Origin of the sequence: Chryseobacterium sp. SIMBA_038, from assembly GCF_046535115.1 — a bacterium.
Lineage (GTDB): Bacteria > Bacteroidota > Bacteroidia > Flavobacteriales > Weeksellaceae > Chryseobacterium.
The window spans coordinates 1-277 of the sequence record NZ_JAWRXH010000136.1 but is presented as its reverse complement, the minus strand read 5'-3'; the positions used below and the strand labels follow the sequence as shown (position 1 = coordinate 277).

General features: G+C 54.2%; 1 protein-coding gene. It reads right to left on the bottom strand.

Going from position 1 to position 277, the window contains the following annotated elements; all coding sequences use genetic code 11:
* Positions 1-277, bottom strand: a 277-nt coding sequence (locus tag SB689_RS23010; protein WP_410694382.1) for a response regulator transcription factor, incomplete at both ends; no start/stop codon positions are given.

Here is a 277-nt window from a genome sequence, read left to right as displayed (position 1 = left end):
ATCGTCAGTGCGACGATGCCAACATTCTGGAAATGGCGCCGCAAGTGTTCGAAGAGCGCTAGTCCATCGACGCTCTCGCCACTGGGCATTGAGTAGTCGGAAACCACCACGTCGCATGGCTGCTTCTCGAGCGTGGCAATCAGTTCTGGCGCGTTCCGGCAGGTCGCAACGATTTCGATCGTAGAGACGTGCTCCAGCGTATAAACGAGACCGCTCAATATAGTAGGATGATCGTCCGCGATTACGACCTTAATCGAAAACTCGTTTCTAGCCCTCA